24 protein-coding genes are annotated in these 26,878 nt (G+C 37.5%); 12 read left to right on the top strand and 12 right to left on the bottom strand.

Translation table 11 applies throughout. The annotated features are described in order from the left end of the window. Positions 1 to 63 precede the first annotated feature (63 nt). The gene (locus RM706_RS03695) at positions 64 to 1,164 is read left to right on the top strand and encodes a lactonase family protein (protein ID WP_311349675.1); all 1,101 of its coding nucleotides are present in this window, start codon (positions 64 to 66) and stop codon (positions 1,162 to 1,164) included. Here the strand turns inward: RM706_RS03695 and RM706_RS03690 are convergent. From RM706_RS03690 to RM706_RS03675, 4 genes are all read right to left on the bottom strand, one after another. Next, positions 1,161 to 1,547, bottom strand: coding sequence for a DUF2306 domain-containing protein (locus tag RM706_RS03690; protein WP_311349674.1), 387 nt, complete (start codon positions 1,545 to 1,547; stop codon positions 1,161 to 1,163). The two genes, RM706_RS03695 and RM706_RS03690, sit on opposite strands and share 4 nt — an antisense overlap. A 21-nt stretch (positions 1,548 to 1,568) precedes the next feature. After that, the gene (locus RM706_RS03685; protein ID WP_311349673.1) at positions 1,569 to 2,009 is read right to left on the bottom strand and encodes a YybH family protein; all 441 of its coding nucleotides are present in this window, start codon (positions 2,007 to 2,009) and stop codon (positions 1,569 to 1,571) included. A gap of 51 nt (positions 2,010 to 2,060) precedes the next feature. Continuing rightward, on the bottom strand, positions 2,061 to 3,314 hold the full coding sequence (locus RM706_RS03680) for a TFIIB-type zinc ribbon-containing protein (protein WP_311349672.1): 1,254 nt from the start codon (positions 3,312 to 3,314) through the stop codon (positions 2,061 to 2,063). Between the two features lie 212 nt (positions 3,315 to 3,526). Next, positions 3,527 to 4,660 carry an SPFH domain-containing protein gene (locus RM706_RS03675; protein WP_311349671.1) on the bottom strand — a complete coding sequence of 378 codons (1,134 nt, stop codon included), beginning with the start codon at positions 4,658 to 4,660 and terminating at the stop codon, positions 3,527 to 3,529. Between the two features lie 115 nt (positions 4,661 to 4,775). Between RM706_RS03675 and RM706_RS03670 the strand changes: the two genes are divergently transcribed. Beyond that, on the top strand, positions 4,776 to 5,879 hold the full coding sequence (locus RM706_RS03670) for a DUF2891 domain-containing protein (RefSeq protein ID WP_311349670.1): 1,104 nt from the start codon (positions 4,776 to 4,778) through the stop codon (positions 5,877 to 5,879). 14 nt (positions 5,880 to 5,893) lie between these two features. Here RM706_RS03670 and RM706_RS03665 read toward each other — a convergent pair whose 3' ends face one another. Beyond that, a complete protein-coding gene (locus RM706_RS03665) occupies positions 5,894 to 6,457 on the bottom strand; it encodes a DUF427 domain-containing protein (RefSeq protein WP_311349669.1) in 564 nt (187 codons plus the stop codon). Between the two features lie 69 nt (positions 6,458 to 6,526). Between RM706_RS03665 and RM706_RS03660 the strand changes: the two genes are divergently transcribed. After that, complete coding sequence (locus tag RM706_RS03660) at positions 6,527 to 6,892, top strand: DUF2237 family protein (RefSeq protein ID WP_311349668.1); 366 nt, start codon at positions 6,527 to 6,529, stop codon at positions 6,890 to 6,892. On the opposite strand, the gene RM706_RS03655 is transcribed toward RM706_RS03660, so the two are convergent. After that, a complete protein-coding gene (locus tag RM706_RS03655; RefSeq protein ID WP_311349667.1) occupies positions 6,889 to 7,353 on the bottom strand; it encodes a Rid family hydrolase in 465 nt (154 codons plus the stop codon). The genes RM706_RS03660 and RM706_RS03655 overlap by 4 nt on opposite strands. Positions 7,354 to 7,399: 46 nt before the next feature. Further along, positions 7,400 to 10,243: a hybrid sensor histidine kinase/response regulator transcription factor gene (locus RM706_RS03650; protein WP_311349666.1), complete on the bottom strand. Its 2,844-nt coding sequence runs from the start codon at positions 10,241 to 10,243 to the stop codon at positions 7,400 to 7,402. Between the two features lie 240 nt (positions 10,244 to 10,483). Between RM706_RS03650 and RM706_RS03645 the strand changes: the two genes are divergently transcribed. The 8 genes from RM706_RS03645 to RM706_RS03610 all read left to right on the top strand — a co-directional run bounded on the left by RM706_RS03645 (position 10,484) and on the right by RM706_RS03610 (position 18,477). After that, positions 10,484 to 11,029 (top strand): cupin domain-containing protein, encoded by a 546-nt coding sequence (locus RM706_RS03645; protein ID WP_311349665.1) that lies wholly within the window; start codon positions 10,484 to 10,486, stop codon positions 11,027 to 11,029. 45 nt (positions 11,030 to 11,074) lie between these two features. After that, a complete protein-coding gene (locus tag RM706_RS03640) occupies positions 11,075 to 11,581 on the top strand; it encodes a hypothetical protein (RefSeq protein ID WP_311349664.1) in 507 nt (168 codons plus the stop codon). A 143-nt stretch (positions 11,582 to 11,724) separates the two neighbouring features. Continuing rightward, entirely contained in the window at positions 11,725 to 12,300 is a 576-nt protein-coding gene (locus tag RM706_RS03635; protein ID WP_311349663.1) for a TlpA family protein disulfide reductase, read from the top strand. A 338-nt stretch (positions 12,301 to 12,638) separates the two neighbouring features. Beyond that, positions 12,639 to 13,361 carry a hypothetical protein gene (locus RM706_RS03630; protein WP_311349662.1) on the top strand — a complete coding sequence of 241 codons (723 nt, stop codon included), beginning with the start codon at positions 12,639 to 12,641 and terminating at the stop codon, positions 13,359 to 13,361. 175 nt (positions 13,362 to 13,536) lie between these two features. Further along, positions 13,537 to 15,219: a sensor histidine kinase gene (locus tag RM706_RS03625; RefSeq protein WP_311349661.1), complete on the top strand. Its 1,683-nt coding sequence runs from the start codon at positions 13,537 to 13,539 to the stop codon at positions 15,217 to 15,219. Further along, complete coding sequence (locus tag RM706_RS03620; protein WP_311349660.1) at positions 15,216 to 15,830, top strand: response regulator; 615 nt, start codon at positions 15,216 to 15,218, stop codon at positions 15,828 to 15,830. Before RM706_RS03625 ends, RM706_RS03620 begins: the two co-directional genes overlap by 4 nt. A 71-nt stretch (positions 15,831 to 15,901) precedes the next feature. Next, on the top strand, positions 15,902 to 17,359 hold the full coding sequence (locus tag RM706_RS03615; RefSeq protein WP_311349659.1) for a hypothetical protein: 1,458 nt from the start codon (positions 15,902 to 15,904) through the stop codon (positions 17,357 to 17,359). After that, a complete protein-coding gene (locus tag RM706_RS03610) occupies positions 17,356 to 18,477 on the top strand; it encodes a S1 family peptidase (RefSeq protein WP_311349658.1) in 1,122 nt (373 codons plus the stop codon). The genes RM706_RS03615 and RM706_RS03610 overlap by 4 nt, the downstream gene beginning before the upstream one ends. Before the next feature lie 43 nt (positions 18,478 to 18,520). Here RM706_RS03610 and RM706_RS03605 read toward each other — a convergent pair whose 3' ends face one another. Genes RM706_RS03605 through hsdR form a run of 5 tightly spaced genes read right to left on the bottom strand, consistent with a single transcriptional unit; the run spans position 18,521 to position 26,235 of the window. Continuing rightward, positions 18,521 to 19,498 (bottom strand): hypothetical protein, encoded by a 978-nt coding sequence (locus tag RM706_RS03605; protein WP_311349657.1) that lies wholly within the window; start codon positions 19,496 to 19,498, stop codon positions 18,521 to 18,523. 5 nt (positions 19,499 to 19,503) lie between these two features. Then, a complete protein-coding gene (locus tag RM706_RS03600; RefSeq protein ID WP_311349656.1) occupies positions 19,504 to 20,763 on the bottom strand; it encodes an SIR2 family NAD-dependent protein deacylase in 1,260 nt (419 codons plus the stop codon). Beyond that, complete coding sequence (locus tag RM706_RS03595) at positions 20,760 to 22,400, bottom strand: restriction endonuclease subunit S (RefSeq protein WP_311350451.1); 1,641 nt, start codon at positions 22,398 to 22,400, stop codon at positions 20,760 to 20,762. Before RM706_RS03595 ends, RM706_RS03600 begins: the two co-directional genes overlap by 4 nt. Before the next feature lie 11 nt (positions 22,401 to 22,411). Further along, positions 22,412 to 23,881: a type I restriction-modification system subunit M gene (locus tag RM706_RS03590; protein WP_311349655.1), complete on the bottom strand. Its 1,470-nt coding sequence runs from the start codon at positions 23,879 to 23,881 to the stop codon at positions 22,412 to 22,414. After that, positions 23,878 to 26,235, bottom strand: a complete 2,358-nt coding sequence (gene hsdR / locus RM706_RS03585; RefSeq protein WP_311349654.1) for an EcoAI/FtnUII family type I restriction enzme subunit R — start codon at positions 26,233 to 26,235, stop codon at positions 23,878 to 23,880. Before hsdR ends, RM706_RS03590 begins: the two co-directional genes overlap by 4 nt. 328 nt (positions 26,236 to 26,563) lie before the next feature. Here hsdR and RM706_RS03580 point away from each other — a divergent pair, with 328 nt between their 5' ends. Further along, a complete protein-coding gene (locus tag RM706_RS03580; RefSeq protein WP_311349653.1) occupies positions 26,564 to 26,854 on the top strand; it encodes a DUF2188 domain-containing protein in 291 nt (96 codons plus the stop codon). Positions 26,855 to 26,878 lie beyond the last annotated feature (24 nt).

Below are 26,878 nucleotides of genomic sequence, written 5' to 3'. Positions count from 1 at the left end.
AATATAAAGAAGACTTTAAATACAATTAACTTCTTATTTTTAAAAAATATTCAACTAGAACACATGCGAAACTTTTTGATTCCTGTTTTACTTTTCTTATTTGCGTACGGCTGTGCTGAAAATCATAAACCAATGGAGAAACAAACCTTATTTGTTGGCACTTACACAGATGGTTCATCTGAAGGAATTTATTCTTTTCAATTTAACCCTGAAACGGGTACCTTAGATTCACTTGAGTTAAAAGCCAAACTGACTAATCCATCTTTTTTAGCTATTTCTAAGGATAAGAAAAACTTATATGCCGTTCAAGAAACTGCAGATTTCGATAGTCTTGGTGGAGGTGTTACGGCATTTGCAATGGAAAATGAAAAGCTAAGACTCTTAAATAGTAAAGGTACGGCAGGGGCACATCCTTGTCACGTAGCATTATCGGAAGATGGACAATTAGCAGCCTCTAATTACACTGGGGGTAATTTGGCAATTTTTGATTTGACTTCTGATGGCAGCATTACCGACCGCCAAGTTATTGATCATAAAACCAATGACACTTTAGTGACTCCACATGTACATAAAGCACATTTTAATTCAGATGGTCTTTTTGTAGCTGATTTAGGACTCGATGGACTAAAACGATATCAAAAAGAACCCCATGGTTGGATTCCGGGGCACCAAGCCTCTATTGATATGGCCGAGGGTGCAGGTCCAAGGCATTTTGTGTTTAGCAATGACCAGCAATTTCTTTATGTCATTAATGAATTGAACTCAACCATTGTGTCATTAAAGCGTGATGATGCGGGCAGTTATAATAAGGTAGAAACGCAAAGCACTTTGGCTTCAGATTTTGAAGGGGATAGTTTTTGTGCTGATATTCATTTGTCGGCAGATGGTAAATTTTTATATGGTTCCAACCGTGGTGAAAATACGATTGTCGTTTTTTCTGTGAATCAAGAATTAGGGAAATTGACTACTGTTGGTCGAACTTCGGTTCATGGTGATTGGCCTAGAAATTTTACAATTGATCCAACAGGAAATTATCTTTTGGTAGCGAATCAACGTAGCAATAACATTACAGTTTATAGTCGCGATGCAGAAAAAGGCACTTTAACCTTTTTAAATGAATTAGAGATGGGAAGCCCGGTTTGTTTAGTCTTTAAAAACGATTAGCCAAAGAAGAGCTGGTTTAAATAACGCCCTGGTGCTAAAGTGAAGCTGCCCGCAATAATTATGGCGCCAAAATAAAGTAATATCATTTTTCGTTTGTGTGCTCGAACATTTCCTTTTCTAATGGCGGTATAAGCTGTTGGCACGGTATAAATAGTCAAAAAGCTAAAGAGATGAATCCAACCGAAATGACCAATAAATTGGGGGCCTACTAAAGCGGGCATAAATAATGTTATGAGTGCTGTAGTAAGCATCAAAACCATGTAGATTTTCCCCAAAGTCCTATGAATACCAGTTCCCTTTTTGGCTAACAAAACATAAGCCCCTAAAAATACGCAGGGTACCACTGTAATCAGGTGGGCAAACATCAAGTATTCGTATATCATGTAAGTCTGTTAAAAGTGGAGCTACTTAACCTTTGCCGAAGTATCTGCAATAACTTTCCATTCCCCATCGAATTTTTTAAGGATAAGCATAAAAATACCATTCGTGTCACCGACATCTCTAGTCAAATGATATTCACCCATTACGGAATAGGCTCCTTCGTTTATAATAGAGACATCATTATAGACAAACCTTAGATTACCAAAATGTGCTTTGGTCGGATAGCTTTTTTTAAAGCGGTCCAAAGTACTTTGCCAACCTTTTATGACGCCACCAGCGCCATAGAATTTTAGCTCCTCAGATTTCCAATACCCTTGCATAAAGCTTTCAATATCATAATTGTTCCAAGCATTCATTTGGGCGTCTAAAACTGCTATTATGGCCTTTTCATCATCAATCTGTGAAACATTTTGAGCGCGAGTGAAAACGGAAATAAAACAACATAACAAGAACAGTTTTTTCATAGGGAAAGGATTTATAAAATGAGTCCTAAAAGTAAGAATTATTTATCCGGATTATCCTTGAGCGAAAAAAGCAATTACTGCAATAATCAAAATCCCAAAAAGAATAGTAAAGAAGATTTTCCAAGAGCTATAGGGGCGTGAACCTGAAATAGTGCCATTTTCACCATTGATAAAAAAGTTATATTCTTTGCCGTTATACCGATAGGCACTTACATAAACGGGCAACAGAATATGTTTAAAAGTCTCTTGAGATAATTTCATGTCCATGCTGTTTACTCTTTGCGTGTCACCCCCAATATGTTGCCTGCACCAACGTTCGGCAATACGTTCCGCTTCGCCTTTTGCCGAAAGATGACCTTGTGCTAGGGGAATTGTATATTTTTCGGTAACAAAACCCCTTAAAAAACTAGAGTTAAAAGGTTGTAATAATTTCAAGTTCCAACGGGCAATTTTTGAAGGTACGCGCCCTTTTCGTTGTTTGGAGGCTTCCACCAAAGTATCATCCACAAAACCAGAAATGTTGCCAGATGTGGCATACCATCTAGTCTTTCGAACCCGCTGCGATACCATTTTGCCCTGGCTATTTCGAACCCTTTTGGTTTCATAATAGTATTCCCCGCGCTGTCCAGAATATGATGCCCGCAATTGTGCATCAAAGGTCCAATAGGGGAGGTACAATCCTTTCGTAAATTGAGGGTCTAATGCTGCTTTCTTTAGTTTATTTGGAGCGAACCAAAGGCTGCTTACCCAACGTTTAAATATCTGAAACGATTTTTTTTGGTCAATTTGAAAAGGGAGCACAGCTCCAGGTAAAATCCACTCTTCTTTATAGGTGTCTTCTAAGACCAAGGGCATACTGCAATACACACAATGGAGCGATTTATAATTCTCTTCAATATGCTGATTGGCACCACAATTTTTACAATGAAGCATCGAAATTTCTTCACTGTGTTTTTGTGCACCCATTTCTTTGAGATAGGTGTATAGTTCAAATTCCTTAAAACCCTTTTCGTCAAGGGTGATTTCTTCTTGATGCCCACAATACTCGCAGCTTACATTTTTAGTGCCTGGTTGGTACTTCAGCTCCGCCCCACAATTGATGCAGGGTTTTTTAAGTTCAGTCTCTTGGGTTTTTTGCTCCAATTCAGTTATAGGTTTTCTTTCTACGAGAATAAATGGAGGAAGCTTCGGTTGGTACTCATTCCGTATAGCGGAATGGCGAAGTTCCGCCATTGGTTTTCTTGGGTTATGCCAAAGAAAAATTCCTGCGGAGAAAGTGTCCTTTTTAGTTTCCTTTTTGGACAAGCAAAAAGGAATAAAATCAAATATTATATACTTTTCTGTTCATTTTCTTTGTTTTCCCAAAGAAAACGGAACCAAAAGAAAGGGAACTTTTCACTATGTATTTTTTGCCATTAGCAAAAACCAAGATTGTTTCCCTAAATTTTTTCCAAGGTTTCAAAAATTTTAAACGGAATCCAATCTTTATACTACGGAAAAGAAAACCATCCTGCTTTTTACGCTCCAGGCAAGGGAGGTGGTGTACTACCTCCTAAAAATGATTTCAATTCTTCCACCTCTTGCAAAGCGCTCCAATTTGCCATGCCTTGTTTCCAAACCAAACTTTCTTTATTGATTGTTCTGTTAGCGAATAAGGCTTTAAGCTGGTCTATACCAACCGGCCCTTGTTGCGTTCCATTGACTGCATAAAAATATTGAACTGCAACTGGCATTGGTGGTGGCATCGCACCACCCGCTTGGGCAATGGGTTGTTGACCACCCATTTGCGGACTCATGAGTCCACCCATTTGTTGGGCAAGTACAAAGCCCATTCCCATTCCCATTCCGGCACCAGCGGTGCCACCTTCATTTTTAGCTGCTGCTTCAATAGCCTTGGCGGTTTTGAATTTGGTCAGTTTATCCAAATCCAGTTTGTCAATACGGCTGTACTCAAAGATTTCTTTCTTCAAGTCTTCAGGCATAGAGACATTTTCAATATAGAATTTCTCTAAAGAAATGCCTACTGATAAAAACTCCGGCTTCATGACCTCTTGACACGTATCTGAAAGTTCAGAGGTATTGGCAGCATAAAGTTCTATAGGTAAATTTGCCTCACCAGCGGTATCGGTAAAGCGCGTAGCAATGAGACTTTTTAAATGCTCATTAATTTCAAAATTGGTGAAGTTATTATCGGTACCTACAATATCAACAATGAATTTTCCTGCATCAGATATTTTAAAGGCATAGGTTCCAAAAGCACGTATTTCTACCAAACCAAAACGTTCATCACTTAAGGTTATCGGATTTTTAGTCCCCCATTTTTCATCAGTAAATAAATGGGTGTTTACAAAATAAACTTCTGCCTTAAAAGGCGAATTAAAGCCATATTTCCATCCCTTTAAAGTAGTTAATATAGGTAGGTTTTGAGTGGTGAGATCATAAGTTCCAGGGGTAAATACATCCGCTAATTGTCCTTCATTGACAAAAACGGCGGTTTGCCCTTCACGAACAATCAATTTTGCCCCATTCTTTATTTCATTTTGGTAACGCTCAAACCGATGTGCAATAGTATCCTCTGTATAGTCGAGCCACTCGACAATATCAATAAACTCATGGCTGAGCTTCTCTTTTATTTTACTAAAAATATCCATGATCAGTGTTTTTAAAATTTGTGTTCTAAAGCTATGAAAAAAGGATGGTTCCTTTATTCAAATTATTAGTATAAAATTCCTATTAATGTTACATTTAGCGAACAAAGTAATCTCTATGAAGCGTCTATTGGCTACACCTATAATTTTAATCAGCATATTGTTTTTTGGCTGCAAGACCAACACCAAAGAAGTCAAAGAAGATACTATTAATGTAGACCGCATTGAAATGAACCTTGAACAGGCAAACAATTTGGCAAGCTTGCCATTAGCCTGCGTTCAAAAAGAATATCCGAATAAAACAGGGCATACCTTAGGCAGTGAAGAAGATTTGGCTGGCCCTCAAACCTTGCACCCCGCTTTTTATGGATGCTTTGATTGGCACTCCGCGGTACATGGGCATTGGTCGATGGTAAAATTATTGAAGACCTATCCTGATCTTGAAGAAGCTGACCGTATTAAAATGGTTTTGAGCACCAATTTAGCCAAAGAAAATATCATGCAAGAAGTGACCTATTTTCAAGGAAAACACAACAAGAATTTTGAACGAACCTATGGCTGGGGATGGTTATTAAAATTGGTGGAGGAATTACATACTTGGAATACTCCTTTTGCGAAAGAGCTGGAGCAGAATTTACAACCACTTACCGATTTGATATCAGAAAAATTGATTGACTATTTGCCGAAATTGCAATATGCAGTCAGGGTAGGCACACATAGTAATACCGCTTTTGGATTGTCTTTTGCTTGGGACTATGCAAAAACCGCCAACAATGAAGCCTTAATGAACAGTATTCGAGAAAGGGCACTTTATTTTTACGAAAAAGATACGGCTTGCCCAATAGGATGGGAACCTAGTGGCGCGGACTTTTTATCACCTTGTTTTGAAGAGTTGGATTTAATGCGTCGTATACTTTCAGAAGAAGCGTTTCTATCATGGATGGCAAATTTTTTACCAGAACTACGGCAAGCAGATTTCAAACTTGAAGTTGCCCGGGTCGGTGATCGAGAAGATGGGCAATTGGTGCATTTAGACGGTTTGAACTTTAGTAGGGCATGGGTTTTTTATGGTTTGGCAAATCAATATCCTGATGTTTACGGACATTTAAGTCAGTTGGCGAATACCCATGTAGCGTATTCTTTTCCGAATTTGGTGGGGGATAATTATGAAGGTGGCCATTGGCTAGGTTCTTTTGCTATTTATGCTTTGGGCACGTCGTAAAGTAATGTGTAAGCTTACCAAAATCCGGTTCCAGGTTCTCCCTTAAATGGACCTGCGAGATTATCGGTGATCCAACCGGCATAAAATTGTCCGGGTTGGGGACGTGCTTTTTCCCCATCCACAAAACAATCAAAGTACTGCGGATAAAAAGCAAAATGCCCTTTAATGGCTTTAAATTCAGAAAAAGGGTTGTCGTAACTCCAGGCAATGGCCCTTGAGGGGTCTGTTTTAAGTGCCCAATATTTTGCCGAACCTTTCCACTCGCATAACGACTTTTTATTGGGTAACGGTACCAATTGATTTTGATTCACATCAGCCGGTGGCAAATAATAACTTGGGGGATGCGCAGTTTCCATCACCGCATTGGCATTAGTGGTTTTTGCAACACAAATTTTATCGGAGTATACGGCGATTTCTTGATGTACTTTTTCTAGGGCCGGAGGTCTGGGAAAATCCCAAACAGAAACCTGTCCGTTTTCAGGCTCTTGAGCAAATGAGGGTCGATTTTGACCCTTAAACTGCCATTTATTTCGAGCTTTTATTAGCCAATCGGGCACTTTTTTTTCTTTGTTTCCCAAGAACTTAAAATTGAATTACGGTACTAAAGATAAGGGTCAATCAGTTTATCTTCGTAAAAAATTATTGCTTTGGATAAAAATGTATTGGGTACCGAGCTACAGGCGTGCTGTTACGAACCAAAAACAGGTTTTTATCGTGATGGATTCTGTAGAACGGGTACGGAAGATATAGGGACGCATGTAGTCTGTGCCATCATGACGGAGGAGTTTTTGGTATATACTAAAGAACAGGGGAACGATTTGAGCACGCCCATAGCGCTATATCAATTTCCAGGGCTCCAACCCGGAGATAAGTGGTGTCTATGTGCCTCTCGCTGGAAACAAGCTTATAAGGTAGGAAAGGCACCTGAGGTAGTACTTGAAGCAACGCATGAAAAGGCATTGCAAATAGTCGATTTTGAGATGCTATTAGAACATAAATATGTAAAAGATTAATTTGCCTTGATAACGGCTATAGCCTCAATTTCAACACCCCAACTTTCAAGCCCTAAGGCTTCAACGCCCACTAAGGTACTTGCAGGCATATCGATATCGCCCAAAAGCTCTTTGCGAACCGCGCGAAAAGCAGGCAGCATATCTGAGGAATAATCTACGATATAGGTATTGTATTTTACGACATCATCAAAAGTGGCACCAGACTTTTCTAACATCTGAAGTAGTTTTTGCACTGCATCACGAAATTGGGCCTCAAAAGTTTCACCTACACCCACTTGACCAGAAAAATAGATGGTTTTTACTCCGTTAGCTTCTACAGATACTGCTTCAGAATATCCATTATGGGGGTCAATATATCTTTTGGTTATAGTGGTTTCTTGCGCCGCATTTTCATTGGTAAGTGGGGCTTGGTCATTACAACTTAGAAAGAGAACGATAAGGGCAAAAGAGTATATTTTCATTGTTTTTGATTTTACTTCAAGATAATGTTTTGTTGGTGAACCTGAATTATATTTTACTGGGCAGTACCCCAAATTTTGCTTTGAAGCTTTTTGTAAAATAGGACATATTGGAGTAGCCCACTGAATAGGCAATTTCAGAGACAGAACCCACTTTTTGGTTCAGCATGGTTTTGGCGCTATTCAATCGAATCTCATTGACCAATTGCCCTGCAGATTTATTGGTTAAGGCCTTTAGCTTCCGGTGTAGTTGAGCACGGCTAAAGCCCACTTTTGAGGCGATATCTTCAACGGATAATAGTTCATTATCAATATTGTCATTGATAATTTTCACTACTTTTTGTAAAAATTTATCATCTACCGAACTTAAGTTTAGATCAGAAACTGTAATTAGGTCAAGTGATTTAAAATGGTCCCAAATTTTCTTTCGAGCAGCAATCAAGTTTTTGGCTCTTAGCAACAACTCATCCGAATCAAAAGGTTTGGTAAGATAGGCATCGGCACCCTGGGTGAGCCCGGCCATCTTATTCGATTGACCGGCCTTTGCCGTCAGCATAACTATGGGCACATGACTGGTTTTCACATTGTTTTTAAGAGCACTACACAGTTCGTAACCATCTTTTTTGGGCATCATTACGTCACTGATGATTAGATCAGGAATATGTTCAAAGGCCATACGCTCACCTTGCAGTCCGTCATTGGCGGTCAACACCTTATAATAGGGCTCTAAAATTTCAACGATAAAACTTTGCAGGTCTTGGTTATCTTCCACCAGCAGCACTACCTCTTCGTTATTTGGGAATACAATTGGTTCTCCAGTTTTTAGAACTTCTATTTTCAATTCATCTTCCTCAGTAATGTGCGCTATCTCTGGTTCTTTATCAACACGGACAGATTTAGGTAGATTTTTTAAGTCAATCGGAAGTCGAACCTTAAAGGTAGTGCCCCTATTCTTCTCGCTATGCACGCTTATTTGTCCGTTATGCAAGTTTACCAGCTCTTTAGTCAAAGCTAGACCAATACCAGAGCCCTTGGCCTCTGTGCCTTCTACGCGATAAAACCGATCAAAAATTCGGTCGATTTCCTTTTTATCTACCCCATTACCAGTATCACTAATTTCAAGCAAGAGATTTTTTGAGGTAAGGTTAACGTCTATATAAACGGCCCCACCTTCCGGGGTGTATTTAAAGGCATTCGACAAGAGGTTATTCGCAATTTTTTCAAGCTTGTCTTTGTCAAAATAGGCAGTATCTGATTCCTCTGAAAAATGGGTGTTCAGGCTGATATTTTGCCGTTCGGCCATGCTTTCAAAAGAAAATGCATGGCTACGTAAAAACTGTATGATACCACCTTGGCTTAGATTCAGGTGCAAATTTCCGCTTTCAACCTTTGAAAGGTCCAACAACTGATTGACCAAGGTTTGTAAGCGCAGCGTATTCTTTTTGATTAGCTTAAAAGACTTCTCGGGGAGCTGAACAGCACTGTCTTTCAAAGTGTCTGATTGTTTTTTGGCTTGCTCTAAAGGCCCGCTGATTAAGGCTAAGGGGGTTCTGAATTCATGGCTAATATTGGCAAAAAAGCGTGTTTTTATTTCATCCAAATCCTTCATTCGTTGTATTTCTGCTAAGGACTGTTCGGTTTTTAAGCGTTCCAATTGGTTTTGAGCATTGAGTTTTTGGCTTCGGTATGAAATTCCAAAAGAATAAATCACTATCTGTAAAAACATACCTGTAACATAGGGGTCTAATCGAAACGGAGGTTGCATTACTCCCATTGACCATAAGGTGCCAATAATCAAAAATATACTGGCAATAAGGGACCCTGCACCAAAATAACGAGCGAACAGGTCATTTTTAAACGTGAGAATAATGGATAAAACCAAGCTTCCTACAGCGTACAAAAATAAGAACAGGTAATGAAGGGAATGGGGCGCCGTAAAATATGCTTTGGTATTAAAGAGCAGAGCATACAGAATGGAGAGTATGATTTCGCCTAAAATGAAAAAGGCTAATCCCAGAATAAACTTATCAAGTATCGGGAATTTCTGTTTTGAGTTGATAAACGAACGGCCAAAGAACCAAAAGGTAAAAAAGAGACCGTTTGCTATAAACATCCAAACTGGGAAGCGCAGGGTTGGCAGTTTGTCGAGAATTAATCCGATGGTCATGGCCTGTGTGAGCATACAGAAACAAATCCAAACTGAAAACCAGAGGTAAACCCGTTCTTTCAAATAGAGAAATTGAAGAAAAAAGTAGAGAAATATAATAAAGGTGACTCCGAACATAAAAGCGTTGAATATCCTGTGGTATTGATAAGGCTCGTGGTAAAAGCCTTGGTCAGGACTGCGGGCACTTAAATTAAAATAGGCCGGATACCCAATACTATTCCCTTGCGCCTTGATAATTAGGGTTACGACCGTATTGTTGGGTAATTCTTCCAAGATGATGCTATTCAAAACCCAACTTCGGGCATTGGCTCGTTCTTTTTTCGGGTATTCTACCCCTGTTTTTTGATGAAATAATAATTCACCACCAACATAGGCGTAGACATCTACTTTACCGTTGCTTTTTGTCCACGCTGGTGGGCCAATCATAATGTCTTCAAAGTGCAGCGTCCATCCAGTCAATGAATCCAAAGCCATGAGTTGCAATTTACCCCAATAGGTCAGGTTGGTTTCCAATAGTTGGGGCAATTGGTCGCCTCGAGTGTAAGGCAGGTGTTGGTCTCTAAGCAGGCGTTGCACTGTGAGTTGGTCGGCGCTATCGGCATACACTTTTAAATAGGAGTTGACATCATGCACCGGATATTTTGGATCCAATTCATAGACATCTTGACCCGAAATCAAGTTCAGAAAAAACAAAAAGCCTGAAAAGAGAAAAATGTAACGTTTCATAATAGTGAACCAAAAAGGTACTGAATTTTAAAGTTGGTTTTGATGTATGACGAAGTTCGCGGGTTAGTTTGATAGCTCTTAACGGTCAGGTTGCATCAAATAACACATTTGTTTCATGTAGGTATAATTGATACAAAACAGCTAAAACCTGCAACCTCAGGGACATTGAAAATCAATCACCTAAAATAGTTTTGACCTCGAACAAATGACAACACAAGGTTGTGCTAAAATTTAAATACGATGGACAGAAAACGATTTTTAAACCAATTAGGTGGAGCAGGCTTACTGACATTTTTACCCTTAAGCTCAGCAAAAGCATTTATTAAAAATAATCCACTATCAAAATTCTTTACAAAAGCAAAGATTGTTCGTGATGATGAAGGTACCCAACTGCGAATTTTTGGCAATCCACAGTTTCATAAAGTTGTAGGCACGGATACAGGCGAGCAAGTCTTTGAATGGGTTGATGATTTGGCACCTGGCTCTGGCATACCCCCTCATGTACACACCAAAGAAGATGAAATTTTTAGGGTACTGCAAGGCGAGGTAGAAGTAATGGTTGGGGATGATGTTATGGTATTAAAGGCGGGCGATATGGCTTTCGCACCTAAAAATTTAGTGCACTCATGGAAAGTTGTTGGCGAACAAAAAGCAAAAATGTGGGCGAGCGCTTTTCCATCGGGTATGGAACATATGTTTCATGAGCTGCATAAGATGCCTGCTGGCCCACCAGACCTTAAAAAAGTGGCAGCAATCTGTGAAACCTACGGAATTCAATTTGTTTAACGATAAGAAGTTCAATTAATAACTAAAATTTAAAACCTGTGAATTATGAAAAATGTAAAACAAATAGCACTACATGCTATCATGGCACTACCAACCTTGTTAATTTTCGTCGGCTGTGACAATTATAACGGCGATTCGCCAGTTGCTTGGGAAGTTGAGGTAGAACAGTTAAAAGCGGCAACAGCCAAGTATGCAGATATTAGTGTGGCGACCGATGAGGGCTTTTTTGATGCATCTGGCTTTGTGCCGAACATGGGGCACCATTATCTTTTGCCAACCAGAGTAGATCAAACCTTTGTTTTAGAAGAGCCAGAAATTATTTTGTACGCTCCAGATGAAAATGGGGTTATGCAATTTGTTGCTGTGGAATATGTGGCCCCTATTGCTGATTTAGATAACCCAGGTACCCCGCCAGAAGGTTTTACGGGTGATGAAGATGAATGGGAAATTAACCCCAACCTAAGCCAATGGCAATTGCATGTTTGGATAGTTAAAGAAAACCCAGACGGAATTTTTGCGCCACTTAACCCAACAGTTGGTGACGGCAATTAATTGTTTTATTTGATTTAGTCTTTTAATGGCGCCCTTTGATAAAAAGGGCGCCATTTTTTTAGAAGATGTATTTTACAGCTGTGCGAATAAAAAATTGCCTTTTTTTGAATAAGGGTTTGTATGACAAACCGACAAAGTAACCAATGAATTATAAGCGCATAAAAAACAGGTTCAAAGCCAGTGATGTTTTCTTTGGTATTTTCATTTTGGCACTCCTAATTCCACAAACCAGAAAACCCATTCAAGTAGCGGTGAACAAGGTCAAGGTCTTGGTATGGTCGCCAAGTGCGAAGGCAGCAGAAGATCAAGCCCAGTTGCCCCCTTTTGACTATCATGTAAAGACTTTAGATGGGCAGCTTAAAACTATCGAAATAGGAAAAGGCAAACCTACTTTTATTAGTTATTGGGCCACTTGGTGTGCGCCTTGCTTGGCCGAACTGCCCAGTATTGAAAAGTTATACGCTGAATATGGCGAGCAAATCAATTTTGTTTTGTTGACGAACGAACAACTGGAAACTTTAGAAGCCTTTCTTAAAAAGAAGCCGTATGCCTTACCGATTTTTACCACCAGAATGGCTCCACCAACGTTGCTATTAGAGAATAGTATTCCAACCAATTATTTGATTGACCAAGATGGAAAGATTATCATTAAAGAGACTGGTGCTGCAGATTGGAATAGTGAAAGTGTAAGAAGAACTATTGATACCCTTCTGGAGTAGTTCTCAGTTGCCAATTACCATTTACAAGACAAATCATAAAACTTAGAGATCAATTTTAACATTTTACAGAATTTTCTGTAGTATATGTTGCGATGAATTGTTAAATTCAAAAGCCCATTAGGTTCGCAAATCTTGATTCCCCCGAGTCTTGATATGGTACTACCAATGAGCTTGTTTGGTTTAACTAACTCAAAGGTGAAATAACAAAGTGCTAGGGCTATAAACAATACCCATTAACCGGTATTTTTTATATAGAAGACAAAAAAATCCCTACGAATAGGGATGTTCTTTAAAAAGATTAAAACCAATATTTGAACCAAACCAAAAAACTATAAATTATGAATGACAAGATTAACCCTCATGAATTAACCCTTACTATTAGCCTGGCTAAAGAAGATCAAAAACGAATGCAGTTAGTATATGCCTCCCAGCTTTATGGTACTTTTTTTGGAGTCTTTGGCTCTTTTGAGATTGATTATTCAGATAAGGAAAAGCTTAAAATTAAAGGAGTTCATTTGCGCCTTATCAATTATAAAGGAGTGATAAATCTTGGAATAGCTGGAGTTGCAAAAACTCTTGAGAGAATACCTAATTCTGATGGCCAGGATGAGCTTACGCTTCACTTCAAAGTTCAAGCATTGCGCAAACCTGATGTTTTAAGATATTATGGATTCACTAATGAAGAAGAAATAATGAATGGAGAAAGATTGATTTTTAGAAGAAAGTTAATCAATTTAAATGCGGATCCAACTACTGGTTTGAATGGCGGTGGTGTTTACGATTCTGAGTTTTATGAAAGGGATGGGCTATATAACAGAAAAAGAGCATTGAGAATGGATGATGAAGAAGAAACAGGTTGGGGGTATGACCAACATACTGGAAGGAGACATAAACCAAAGAACATCCCAGAAAGCCTTACCACTAGATCATTTGACAAAATTGAATTTGGGGAAGGAGAAATAGTTAGTAAATTTTCCTATGTGAACTCCAAAGGAGATACTTTCGAACCTAAGGCACTTGGAGGTAGGTGTCCTAAAACATTGTCTATTGCTAAATATTAGATGCTACATATTCTGTTGTTTTGTATTTTTTTTTCCGATTTTTCTAATAAGTCAGAATATTTCTGACAAGTCAGAGAAAAAGTATTTTGACCTTTTAAAAAGGTTACAATTTCAAGAGGCGATTGTATTAGTCAATTCTGGCAATAAAAAGGATTCAAATGTCTTAAAAATTCAATTGGCAGAGCTTTTGTATGATGCTGGTCAAAATCTAAAGGAATCCTATTTCAATACTCAAGAATTACCGGAAAATAAATTTGAAGCAGCACTTTTGTTTTTAAAGAATGGCTTTACAGGCCTTTATTATCATTCAACAGATACTATAGCCTTTTCAAATTTTGAAAAGGCTTATATTTTAGCAAAAGAACTTAACTATAAACCATTATTAAAACAAGTTATACTAGCCAAGTTGGAATTGTTTTATAATGAAATGCTTCAAAGCAACAATTTACATATTGATTATCTAAAGGAGTATGAAGCATTGGTAGAAGATGATATTGATCGCTTTCATTTTTATTTGTTCCAATCAATTTTTAGAGCGAAGTCCATTTTTGAAATTGAGAAACTTTCATCTCAAAATGTTAATGAACTCATTCGACTTTTTGAAAACTCTGAATTGGAATGGCCTAATCCTATACTAGCAAAATATTATTATGAAATTGGTATCCATGCAACATTTGACAATAACTTAAAGTTAGGCGATAGTAATTTTAATCTTGCCATAAATAATGCAAATGCTCCGTTTCTCAAATACATTAAGTATGGTTCATATCTAAGAAAAGGAATACTTAAGGCTAAAGACTTAGATTATGATGAAGCTCTAAGACTATTAAAAATAAGCGCAGTTCATTATGACAAACAAGATTCATTGAAAAGTAGCTTTTATACTAATAGATATGCCGCTGAATTTTATCAAGGACTAAAGAAATATGATTCTGCCCTTTTTGTTTTGAAGAAATCAATTCAACTAGAGAATGAAATACAATTTAGAGAAAATACAATGGAAATCTCTAGACTAAATGCCAAGTACCAAACCGTCGAAAAAGAAAAACAGATTCTTGAAGAACAACAAAAAGTTCGTGCCAATCGCAACTGGCTCATCGCTGCTGGTATAGTTCTTTTTCTAGGCGCTGGTATTGCCTTACTCTTCCAAAAAAACACCACAAAAAAACGCCTTTTGGCTGAACAAGAAACGATACTTAAACAGCAACGTGTCGATAACCTGCTCAAAGAACAGGAGTTGGTCAGTATTGATGCTATGATTGCAGGACAAGAAAAAGAACGACAGCGTGTGGCCAATGAACTGCATGATGACTTAGGCAGCCTAATGGCGACCATAAAATTGCATTTTGACAATGCCAAAATCAGTAAAAAAGACCCTGCACTGCAAAACGCCCAAAAACTCTTAGATCAAGCCTACCAAAAAGTGCGAGGTATGGCCCACAGTAAAAACTCTGGGGTCATGAGCGATCAAGGGCTATTGCCAGCCATTAAAAAAATGGCGCAGGTGATTACCGAGACCAATGCTTTGGAAGTGGTGGTTGAAGCTTTTGGTATGGGCGACCGACTAGAAAACTCTTTAGAACTCAACCTCTTTCGAATGGTACAAGAACTGGTTGCCAATACCATTAAACACGCAGAGGCTACTAAGGTGACCATTCAATTCACCCAACATGAGGATAACCTGAATATCATTATTGAAGACAACGGCAAAGGTTTTGACCGTTCAAAAATTGAAACCGATAAAACAGGTATGGGCTTGACCACTATTGAAAAACGTGTGGAACATTTAGAGGGCAATTTTACCATAGACAGTATTTTGGGCAAAGGCACCTCTATTTTAATAGACATACCCGTATGATAACCGTAGCGATAGCCGAAGACCACCAAGCCCTTATTGATGGGATAAAATCATACGTAAAGTATGAAGAGGACATCTCCGTGATTGGGCACGCCAATGATGGCGAAGAATTGCTCCATTTAGTACGGCTTAAACAACCTAAGGTAGTGCTCTGCGATATTCGTATGCCCAAGTTAGACGGTATTGAAGCCACCAAAATCATTTTAAAAGAACTGCCCTATACCAAGGTAGTGGCCTTTACCATGTTTGACCAAGATGATGCCGTAAAACAAATGCTGGCCGCTGGTGCACAGGGCTATATTTTAAAGAATAGTAGTCTTGACATTGTATTGGAAGCCATACGCTCTGTTGCGAGTGGTAAAACTTATTACGACAAAAAGATACACCTGCCCGATGCTGAAAAAAACAGCTCTAAAAGTGTGTTGTCTTCTCGAGAGCGCGAGATTCTACAACTGATTGCCAAGGGCAGAACCAGCCACCAAATTGCCGAAGAACTTTTTATTGGTAAAAGCACCGTAGATACCCACCGTAAAAACATGATCCGTAAGCTCAACTTAAGCGGAGCGGGGGAGTTGCTACGCTATGCGGTGGAGAAGAAGTATGAGTTTTAGAAAATACCCTTTAATGGGTATTGAATACCCATTAAAGTATACTAATCTTAGTAATCTAAATAAGAAAAACTATGAAACTTAACAAGCTACTATTTTTAATGGTCAATTTACTAATAATGACCCAAGGATATGGTCAGAAAGTTGATTCAAACCTAAAGAAAAAAACAGTCAACGAGTTATTTATTGCAGAAGAAGTAGAACTGGAATACATTAATGAAAAGCATAAATTCAAAAGACCTAAAGTCAAAATCGGGAACAATAAACCATATAAATTTAAAATAGGTGGAATTAATACAGCTTTGATTAAAGCTTCTTTATCAGCAGAAAGCAAAGAATTAGTTTCGCAAAGACCTGAAACCTTAAAACCTTATATTGATATATTAGAATCATTTGCTGTAAATCAAGCTGCAGGCGAAAACGAATGCACATTTAGTGGAAATGAATATGAAAAGACTTATCAAACTGCAAGGTGCGCTATATTGGAGTTGGAAAGATTAAAAAAGACTTCAACCAAGCTTTATGAAGAACTTAAAACTATTAAGTTGAACCAAATAGTGGAAACCAAAGCAATGGCTTCACAAGCTCAAAAAGAACTTTTAGATAATGAGCTTAATAATTGCAAGTGTATTGAATTGTCTAATAAAGAAAAAGAGACCCCTAAAACCTTAGAAAACATAGTTGATTCTATAGAAAACAATTCAGATGAAAGCAAAATCAAAAAAGCCCTTACAGAATATAAAAAGTCAATTTTAGAACGAATTGAGTTAATAGAAGCCATTAAAAAAATGATGGAACATGAGTTCTCAGGAAAGATTAATTCAGATTTTGAAAGTGCTCTAACAAATAAAATATTAGAAAACTATGCATTAATTAAATCACAATCAGAGAATATAAATTCTAAAAAATATCTTGGATATATAAACTTTATTGAAAATGCGGCATCTGCTGCTGATTTCAAGAAAATTGATTCAAGGTATTTTAGTAGAACTGACCTTTTAGAAGCAAAAGTGGTTTTGCAAAATGCTTTTACCAATGATACAATACTCAAGGAAACTTTGAATGTTTATTCTAGAGGGGATGGCAGTTTACGTCTAAGATTTTCTTCTGGATTCTTTTATAATGACATTGTAGAAAACGCATATTATTTAGAAAACAGGGATGATGATACCAAGAGCGTTTTAAAAGAAGGAAAGCAAAATTTTGATGTTGCGATTGGAGCACAGACTCATTTGACAATCAAAGCCGCAAGCTCATTCGATTTTGGGATAAATTTAGGAGCAGCGGTATCTCCTTTGGATGGAAAAACCCGTTTTCTGATGGGTGCTGGATTTCTTTTTGGAAAAAAGAGAGAGCTTTCTTTGAGTGCAGGAGCTGCAGTTGCGAGAATAAAGGTGCTTTCAGACTCGGTAGATGAGATTAATGGAGATTTAACTGTGCCTATTACCGCTGAAGCAGCACCAATTGTAGATAAGAATAAATGGGGTATGTTTATTGGATTAACCTATAACTTTTCAACTAATAAAAAATGAAAAGAAGAACCCTAGTTATTAGCAGTGTACTTTTTTTAAGTGTTTTTTTTCTATTATTTAAATCATGTCTTGAACAAAAAAAAAGACCTAAATACTCGCTTGAGGACCTAGCCAAAAAGGATTCTAACTTAGTAAAGAAAATTTTAATAGAACTCGAAGAAAGAGACTATTCAAAGCAAGTGTTAGTCATGCAAACACAATGGAAACTAGATACAATTATAGTTAAGGATGACAAAACAGATTATCATGGCTTAATTATTAGAGATAGTCTTGCGTTTGCTAATTTCACATCCCAAGAATTAGTCGATTTCTTATACGAAAGAATTGAAAATCGCCAAGATTACTATCTAATTAATAAACCTAAAGTTTTGAAAAATTTTATGGGAGTGGCTCAGGCTATTCCAAAGCATAAACTTGTAGGAAATACATTAAAAGGAGCTCGATATGATGAACGTGTTTTTTATGAAGAAGGAAGTATCTATAAAGGCTGCGCGCAGCACTTTCATAATCAATACTGCGTTGCTGATTTTTCTGCATTTGCTATATCTAAAAATCAGTTGTTGACAGTAAGTCATGGAAAAACAAAAAAAGAATTAAGTGAGTATAAATATGTCTTTGACATGTTTATACGTGCAAAGGATTCTGAAAACAATATTATTGAAAAAGAGAATACCTATCAAGCACTTTCCATAGATATGAATGTTTATGATACTGTAAACCGAATCGACTTTGCAGTGATAACAGTTGATAAGAATATACCTGAAGAGAGAATATTGAACTTTAATCAAGATGTAACTATTCCGTTAAAAAGCAGAATGTATTCAATCGGTGCTTCTGAGGGTTTACCTTTAAAGTATTCTCCAGATGGTATGTATATCAATAATTTAAATGAATTTGTAATGAATACTTCGCTAAATGTTTACGGCGGAAATTCTGGAGCTCCTGTGTTTAATGAAGCTCACGAAGTTGTAGGAATGGTCTTAAAAGGGCAACCTAAGAATACTGTTTTACAATCTTGCGTTATTTCTACTTGTTTTGAAGGGTGTCCAGGTGAGTATATTCTTAATTTAAATAAGGTTGATGAGTTGAGACAGTTTATTCTAAAATTGGAATCGTAAGTTTTTATTTTGTGAGGCAGTAAATTATTATAAATTGTTCTAGTTAGATTGCGATGTAAGTTAGTTTGACTTTTAAAATACTTTTAAGAAATCTTAGGTAGTTTTTATCTATTCCTTTTAGTTGGTTAGGTCCAGCGATAATTAATTCTACTTTTTTATTGCTAGAATTTTCCAAGTTATAATAATAACCCATTAATTGTCCTAAAGATTCTTTAATACAACGATTGACTGATTGATAGGGTTTTACTTCAAAAATGATAATTGTATTCTCGTCTTCAAATTTCAAATCAATGTAATTCTCTTCCATGATTAAATGACTTTGGAGATGCCTCTTTGATAAAATTTCAAATAGTTTATTTTGAAGTCGGCTATGTTTTTTCTTTACGAAAAGTCTTTTAGCAAGTATATTTCGTATTTCTTTCTCTTCCGATATTGATTTTACTCCTTTTCTTCCTATTTTTTTTCTGACGCCAATTATATCGGATGATGAAAAATCAAGTTGGGCGTAGGAACTGCGGTATTTATTCAGGTTAGAAATCACTTTTATAAACTTCTCATCTGAAACTGATTTAATTTTTGGGTGGTCGTGCTTTTCAAGCAAATCGTCAATAAGAACTCTTTCGTTATTTATAAAATCTTTGATAATAATTTGTAATTCAGAGATATCATAAAGACTTTTCCCAAGAATTTTTGACCATTCGTTTTTACGGTTTTGTACAGGGTCTACCCCCAAATTATTCGCAATGTCTTTTAATAATGGCAAAGCAGAAAGGTCACTTCTCGAATTAAGAACTAGTCTTAGTTGAAAAGGTGCTTCTAAACTGAAGAACAAGGCTATTTTAGGAACTTTTCTATCGCCATCAAAACCTGTCCAAAAAGTGAAGCAGTTATAATCTGGGCCGTTTAAAAACCATTCTTTCTTCTCTAATTTTTTGTCACGATTGGTTTGTCTAGGTAAGAAATTTACTTTTTGTTCAATTAAAAACTGAAGCAAATGTTCATGAATTTCGGTCTTTATCATTTTAATTACTTTATCCCAAAAAAGGAGGCCAAAGTTGAGAACAATCCTTTTTTTTCAATTACAGTCTCTTGATTTTCAGGTTCTTCGCTCGGTGATTTTTGACCTGGTTCCTGACCTATATACCGGAGTTCGTTTTTTGCTAACCTTAAAATTTGTTCGATATATTCGTAACAGCCTTTTGGGAACCATATGGGAATAATACCATACTCCAATAAATACGAATTACGGTTTATCAGTTCATTTTCGTCCTCTGGCATGGATTCTAAAGAGAAGTGTGGTGGACGGTCCGTATCGCCCATAGCTTCTTTTACAGCGTGAAATACACGCATGGTCCTATCTTGGTAAAGGCTACAACCTAGAAATAAAAGGCTACTGGTTTTGTAGTGATAAGAGAGCAGTTTAGGGATTGGTTTTTTTAAGTCTAATGCGTCTTTTCCATAAGCTTCATCATATTGGTCTTTGCCTAGAATGCATTGAGCAGGTTTATCAATATCGCCATGCAATTTGAAAATAGTAGTTTTTTTAGGTTCAGGTAGTTCGGCAATATTTGAAATACCGATAAGTTGAACAGTATTTTCTGCTCCTGTTTCAAATGCTTGCTCAATAAGTTGGTCGTAGTTGGTAGTTATAATGGTATCATTAAAAAGTTCACTGAGTCTCAGGGTGGTATCGGTGAGTTTACCGGTTTTGGAAAAAACATCTTTTAACTCTTGAATGAACGTATCGCGAAATCCTTTTTTTTCAATTTCTTCAATGACTTGTTCATATTGACCCTTACCCAACATTTCATCAATATCCGCGGTGGGAATACCCGATGTTCTGCCTTGTTGTCGCAGATGTGCTCCCCAAGCAGGGAAACCACCTTCTACAGAAAGTCCGGCGCCCACAAATGGCACCACAGAACGATTGACCAAGGCTTTTACCAATTGCTCAAAACGGGATTCGTTTTTTTCATACCAATGTTCATCTCCGAACAAGTCGCCGATATACGTTTTGGCTAAAATTTGTTCTTTTTGCTCTTCCCTAAATATTTTAAATACTTGATTGTATGCTGCAGAGTCGCTGGAATAAAGAGCTTTGCTAGGTTGGGCCAGACCTTCAATCTTATTCTCTATTCGTATATCCTGAGCCTCATCACTATCTAACCATTCGTTAAAATCAGTAAAAAATTCAAACAATTCATGTTTGTCTTCATCACACCAAATTTTGCGTTCTTGGTGAACAATTTTATCGCTATCTGTATATGTGTTCTCCAACACACTCATTGCACAGCTTTTTCAACCAGGGTTTTTGATAAGAGATTTTGCAATTTTTGCGATACAGTAAGGTGATTACTTAAAGCGTCACAGAGCCCGATTAACTCATCAATTTTAACAGCTATTCTTTCTTGTTCTTCCAAAGGTGGAAGTGGAAATAATATTTCTCTTAAGGGGTCTTTCGATACACTTTTAAATGTGGTACCTGTGCCCAAGTCATAAATTGACTGACTATTTGCCAATAAAAAATAGTGATTGTATTTAAAATGGATAAAAGGTCTTATTGCCGCAACACCCCGACCAACACAGGCACTTGAACTTGCAATATTTGTTCTCCCAATAGATGCCCTAATACAAAGAATTAGGTCACCTTTCTTGCACATTTTAGTAGGTTCGGAAGTATATTTTATTTTCTTAGTCAGGCCAAAATTTCCATCGGAAAATTCAACAGGGCCGTTAATGAGGATTTCGCCTATACCTTTAGTGTTATAACTTGATGATGGCGGACTTTGCCCCATTTCAATATGCACTATATCATCTAATCTAGCCCAAACCCAATTGGGAGGAAGTTGATATGGAAGTTTTTTTTCCTTAATTGGCGGAAGTTTTTTTTCTTTTCTAATTTTACCTTCTTCAATCAACTTGGCTTTTTCAGCAGCTATTTTTTTCAATAAATCATTTGCAGGTTTACCATTAGGGTTTTGTTTCACCAATTTACCCATAATGCTCAATTGCAAAATGATTTGTTTGAGTTGGTCAATACTGTCTTCGGTACAGAAAAGCACATCAAAATGGTTTGACATTCGCTCCCAAGCAGCTTGTAACTCCTCTGCATTGGAGGCTTGAGTAAGGGCTTTAAGCAGGGTTTTGACCAGTAGTTGGTGGGTCTTTAAATTTGTTGTGCGTTCTTTTTCCAATTCGTCGCATAAGACCATCAATTCATCTACCTTCGCTACGATACGTTTTTGTTCTTCAAGTGGTGGTAAACTGATTACTATTGGGTAGATTTTTTTTCCGGAAATTACTGGTTGTGCTGTTGCACTTTGATTAACTTTTAAATCGGTTCCCTTTAGCAACCATACTAAAAAATTAATATCAATATTTTTTTCCGAAAAATATGTTCTAAAAGCATTATCTGTAACCCATGCTTCTTCTGGTGTTATATGTATTGAACCACAATAATATCCAACTCTTCCAATAACCAAAGTCGGTTTTTTAACGTTAGAGATATTGTGATACCCTGTTATCCCATTACCTCCGAATACTGGGATACTTCCATTTTCATTCATCTTTGAAGATGTCAAACCATCCCCGGAAGAAATCCTTATAATTTGATGAAGCCTTATAAATTGCCACCCTTTAGGTAAAGAAATTTGCTTTTCTGAATCCGAAATATTTTTTGAAACGATTGATTTAAGTCCTTCTTTTCCCCTTTCTATTTTAATTCTTTTCAATAACTCAATAGCTGGTTCATCCTCATTACTCTGGGAAGTCAACTTCCCATTGAGTGCAAGCTCTAAAATCAATTCTCTCAACCGCGCCAAACCTTCATGACTTATATTTTCAATGCTTTTAAGTCGTCCTTTTGACTTTACGCCCTGAGCATCGGTCCAAGTATCAAAACTATTCAGTAAGGTTTTAGTCACTTCCAAAGCCATTAATTTTTTAAAGATTCTGCAAGAATCGCTTTTAATTGTTCGCGTAATGAAGTAATCTTTTCTTGCTCTTTTTCAAACTGTTGTAACAATTCCTCTGGGTCATAATCAATCACTTCTCCAATATGTGGATTATCAATATCCAGATTATAGTTGTTATCAATAATGTCTTGTACTGGTACTTGCCAAGCTTGTTCGGTGGTTTTCCGTGTTTTAAAACCATCTTCTTCTTTGCCCCACCAGTCAATTTCAGTTTGAAATTCTTCAAAACGCATGGGTTTCGTCTTGTTGTAGTTTTTAACACCTTCTGGGTAGGGGTGTTTGTAATACCAAATGTGTTTGGTAGGTTTTCCTTTGGTAAAAAACAGAATGTTAGTGTTGATGCTCGTATATGGATTAAAGACTCCCTTAGGCAATCGTACAATCGTATGAAGATTACATTCGGTCAACAATTTCTCTTTAATTCTATTTTTGATACCATCCCCAAAAAGAAATCCATCAGGCAATACCACTGCAGCGCGTCCTTCATTCTTAAGTAAATGGATTATAAGGGTCAAAAACAAATCGGCAGTCTCACGGGTTCTAAAACTAGAGGGAAAGTTGTTTTCAATACCATCTTCCTCCATTCCACCAAAAGGAGGGTTGGTGACAATAATGTTGACCCGATCTTTTGGTTTATAATCACGCATGGGCCTGCTCAAAGTATTGTCATGTTTGATATTAATAGGCACATCTATACCATGTAAAATCATATTGGTGGTACAGAGCATATGTGGTAAGGCCTTTTTTTCAACGCCGAAAATCGTTTTCTGCAATTGTTGCTGGTCGGTTGGACCTTTTACATAGTTGTCTTTTTTGTGGTCGATGACATTGGTCAAAAAACCACCAGTACCGCAGGCTGGGTCAAGCACGGTTTCATGGAGTTTGGGGTCAACCCTGTTTACAATAAATGAAGTAACGGCCCTTGGGGTATAAAATTCCCCAGCATTACCGGCACTTTGTAAGTCCTTAAGTATTTGTTCATAAATACTACCAAACGTGTCTCTGTCTTTACTCGCATTAAAGTCTATCTCGCATATCTTGTTGACTACCTGGCGTAAAAGCGTGCCGGACTTCATATAGTTATAGGTGTCCTCAAAAACGTTTTTAATGACTAAGGCCCTTTTGCCATCTTCACCATCAATATTGAGTCTTTCTTTTAAGGTTGGAAAAAGCACGTTGTTGACAAAGTCCAACAGCTCATCGCCAGTAATACCTTCTTTATTCTTAGCCCAACTTCGCCATCTTATATACTCGGGCAAGGGTGAAACAAAATCTTCTTCAATCAATTCAATTTCGACTTCCCGATCATCTATAATTTTTAAGAAAAAGAGCCAGACCAACTGGCTAATTCGTTGTGCATCGCCATCGACACCCACGTCTTTGCGCATAATGTCCTGTATGGACTTAATTACTCCTGATACATTACTCATGCAGTAGTCTTGTCGTTAAAAAGTTCGTCTTCTAATTCTTTTATGGCGGTATTATACCCTTCTTTACCACCAAAAACGTCATTGATTATCTCTACTGGGGTCCCTATTTCACTAAACTGACTTAGCTTTAAGACTTTGGTGTTTTCAATTCCTTTTACCCCCTTGTCGGCGTATAATTCCAATAGTTGTAATAAAACGGCTCTTGCTTGTTCGCCATATTTGGTAAAGTAATTACGTTTTTTAACGTTGTTTGCCCTTTCTTTTCTGGTCAAGGGTGGTTGACCATAGGCTACATGACAAATCAGGTCAAAACCTCCGTACTCTTTACCTACCAATTCCGCTAGATTCTCGAGAATTACACCATGTTCTTCTAGTAAGTCAATGATGACTTTCTTTTTATCTGCATTTGACCATTTTACCAAGAAATCATCGAGTGAGGCGTATTCTTCGGTGACCTTCTTTTTGGTGAAATCTTTATACGATTCGGTTACTAACTCGCCATCGGCACCTAAATATTCAATCAATTCATTTTTGATTTTTGCAGTTACTCCACCTAAATAAATCTTACAAGTTCCAGTTCCACCATCGTCATCATCACCCTCTGGAAAATCCCCATCATCACCTTCTGGAGGGTCTGGTGGAGTCGGTGGGTCATCTTCATCTGGTTCGTAAATAACTACAGGTTCTCCATCAAATTCAGGATCTTTGAAAAGCTCAGTAGCTTTTTTAAAATCCATAATAGTGAAGAAATATTTATTGAAATCTTCATCAATTCTGCTACCTCGACCAATAATCTGTTTGAAGATGGTCATGGAGCGTATGATCTTATCCAAAACAATCAACTTGCAGGTCTTGGCATCAACACCAGTGGTCATTAACTCAGAGGTAGTTGCAATCACTGGAAATTTACTTTCAGGATCAATAAAATTATCTAGCTCCCCTTTTCCCTCAACACTGTCCCCCGTTATGCGCATCACATACCTTGGATTATCTATAGCCAATTTGCCAGCGGCGTTTACAATCGCTTTGCGCATTCGCTCAGCATGGTCTATATCTTCACAAAAAATAATGGTCTTTGCAAATGGGTCAGTAGCGTTTAAGAGTTGCATTACCCTTTTGGCTACGAGTTTGGTTCGCTGATTGAGTACCAGAATACGGTCCATATCCGTTTGGTTGTATTCCCTATCTTGAATTTCATTACCCAAATCATCAATCATTCCCTTTTGAGGTGTCCAGCCATCAACATCACGGTCAATATCAATTTTTATGACTTTGTATGGAGCAAGGAAACCATCTTCAATTCCTTGTTTTAAACTGTAGGTATATACAGGGTCATTGAAGTAGGTAATACTTGATACGTATTTTGTTTCTTTAGGTGTGGCCGTTAAGCCTAAATGAATGGCATTTTCAAAGTAATCCAAAATTTCACGCCAAGAAGAATCTTCGGCGGCACTGCCTCGATGACATTCATCAATAATGACCAAATCAAAGAAATCAGGAGTAACGTTTTTGAAAATTTTATCCTCTTCATCTGGACCGGTTAAAGCTTGATAGAGCCCTAAATGGATTTCGTAAGCTGGGTCAATCTTTCTATTTTTAATTTTAGTCATTGCTGGACCAAAAGGTTTAAAGTCGTTGACCAAGGTTTGGTCAGCAAGAATGTTTCTATCCACTAAAAAAAGAATTCTTTTGGCTTTTCTAGACTTCCATAATTTCCAAATTATTTGGAAAGTGGTATAGGTTTTTCCTGTACCTGTTGCCATTACCAAGAGGATTCTTTTTTGTCCCCTAGCAACGGCCTCAATTGTTCTGTTAATGGCTTCAAGCTGGTAATATCTCGGTTCTTTACCTGAGCCGTCCAAATAATAAGATTGCAATATCAAATCTTCATGAGAGTCTTCAATATCATGATACTTTTTATACCTTTTCCATAACTCAACTGGACCAGGAAAATTTTGTAACGGAAACTCTGTCTCAATATCTTCACCGCCCTTTGGTACTTTATTGTGAGATGCAAAAGCATCTCCGTTAGAACTAAATGCACTTGGCAATCCTAAAATATCAGCATATCCAAGAGCTTGTTGCATACCATGACTAATCGTATGATTGTTATCTTTTGCTTCAACTACGGCAATTCTTGTCCCCGGTTTCCAAGAAAGGATGTAATCTGCGAATTTCTTTTTTTTCTTGTTTCGAGCTGACATTTGGCCTCTTACAATTACGGGGCCTGGGGTTAAGGTAACCTCTCTACGAACCTGTTTGTGCTGTTCCCAACCAGCGTGTTTGATGGCCGGAGTGATGAACAAATCACAGATGTCGCTTTCGCTCAATTTTTTTTTATCCTCCTTGTCCATTAGTCAATTCAATTGATTTGAAAACATTGGTACCTAATCTTCTTACCTGCAAATGTTGGGGGGTTATAATGGTTCCACCAAAATAACCATTCCCTGGCGAACAAAAAACAGATAAGTGTAAATTAGGGTTTAGCTATACTAAAACTGGGGTTTTAGTGTAAGGACACAAGAATTGTCTTACAGTTATTTTAAAATTTGCTTATCAGTTTTTAAGAATAGGGTTTTGTCTCCGAAGATTCTGTTGTCCTACTACTGGGTGACGGAATATAACTGGAAATCATCGCTTTACAAAAAATAGTAACTTGGTAATGGTAAAGCAACCCAACCTATGGCCAATAATAGTACCTCTAAATCTTGGATAAAAATTCTAATAGAACTCGTTGAGGTCTTTTTTAAGAGCTCTCGTTCCAGCAGCAGGCCCCGAACATGGCACCAACACGTGGTACCTTATGAACAGGGTTGGGCGGTTCGTAGAGAAGGCAACAAACGCATCACCTCAAAACATAGAAAACAATCCACAGCCATCAATAAGGCCAAAACCATTGCAAGAAAGCACCAAGCTAATGTCATCATCCATAGAGCTGATGGTACCATCCGCGATAGAATAAGCTTTGATTGAGGGGTATGCGGTCTATGCGTGTTG

The sequence above is a fragment of the Croceitalea rosinachiae genome (assembly GCF_031846445.1).
Taxonomy (GTDB): Bacteria; Bacteroidota; Bacteroidia; order Flavobacteriales; family Flavobacteriaceae; genus Croceitalea; species Croceitalea rosinachiae.
The sequence above is the reverse complement of the archived record's forward strand: the minus strand, read 5'-3'. Positions and strand labels throughout refer to the sequence as shown.

Excerpts from the sequence above, each read along its gene's own strand:
- RM706_RS03620 (WP_311349660.1), top strand. The coding sequence starts at position 15,216 with ATGATAACCGTAGCGATAGCCGAAGACCACCAAGCCCTTATTGATGGG.
- RM706_RS03690 (WP_311349674.1), bottom strand. The coding sequence starts at position 1,547 with ATGATATACGAATACTTGATGTTTGCCCACCTGATTACAGTGGTACCC.
- RM706_RS03670 (WP_311349670.1), top strand. The coding sequence starts at position 4,776 with ATGAAGCGTCTATTGGCTACACCTATAATTTTAATCAGCATATTGTTT.
- RM706_RS03605 (WP_311349657.1), bottom strand. The coding sequence starts at position 19,498 with ATGATAAAGACCGAAATTCATGAACATTTGCTTCAGTTTTTAATTGAA.
- RM706_RS03590 (WP_311349655.1), bottom strand. The coding sequence starts at position 23,881 with ATGAGTAATGTATCAGGAGTAATTAAGTCCATACAGGACATTATGCGC.
- RM706_RS03645 (WP_311349665.1), top strand. The coding sequence starts at position 10,484 with ATGGACAGAAAACGATTTTTAAACCAATTAGGTGGAGCAGGCTTACTG.
- RM706_RS03615 (WP_311349659.1), top strand. The coding sequence starts at position 15,902 with ATGAAACTTAACAAGCTACTATTTTTAATGGTCAATTTACTAATAATG.
- RM706_RS03630 (WP_311349662.1), top strand. The coding sequence starts at position 12,639 with ATGAATGACAAGATTAACCCTCATGAATTAACCCTTACTATTAGCCTG.
- RM706_RS03600 (WP_311349656.1), bottom strand. The coding sequence starts at position 20,763 with ATGAGTGTGTTGGAGAACACATATACAGATAGCGATAAAATTGTTCAC.
- hsdR (WP_311349654.1), bottom strand. The coding sequence starts at position 26,235 with ATGGACAAGGAGGATAAAAAAAAATTGAGCGAAAGCGACATCTGTGAT.
- RM706_RS03635 (WP_311349663.1), top strand. The coding sequence starts at position 11,725 with ATGAATTATAAGCGCATAAAAAACAGGTTCAAAGCCAGTGATGTTTTC.
- RM706_RS03685 (WP_311349673.1), bottom strand. The coding sequence starts at position 2,009 with ATGAAAAAACTGTTCTTGTTATGTTGTTTTATTTCCGTTTTCACTCGC.
- RM706_RS03650 (WP_311349666.1), bottom strand. The coding sequence starts at position 10,243 with ATGAAACGTTACATTTTTCTCTTTTCAGGCTTTTTGTTTTTTCTGAAC.
- RM706_RS03675 (WP_311349671.1), bottom strand. The coding sequence starts at position 4,660 with ATGGATATTTTTAGTAAAATAAAAGAGAAGCTCAGCCATGAGTTTATT.
- RM706_RS03580 (WP_311349653.1), top strand. The coding sequence starts at position 26,564 with ATGGCCAATAATAGTACCTCTAAATCTTGGATAAAAATTCTAATAGAA.
- RM706_RS03640 (WP_311349664.1), top strand. The coding sequence starts at position 11,075 with ATGAAAAATGTAAAACAAATAGCACTACATGCTATCATGGCACTACCA.
- RM706_RS03610 (WP_311349658.1), top strand. The coding sequence starts at position 17,356 with ATGAAAAGAAGAACCCTAGTTATTAGCAGTGTACTTTTTTTAAGTGTT.
- RM706_RS03695 (WP_311349675.1), top strand. The coding sequence starts at position 64 with ATGCGAAACTTTTTGATTCCTGTTTTACTTTTCTTATTTGCGTACGGC.
- RM706_RS03655 (WP_311349667.1), bottom strand. The coding sequence starts at position 7,353 with ATGAAAATATACTCTTTTGCCCTTATCGTTCTCTTTCTAAGTTGTAAT.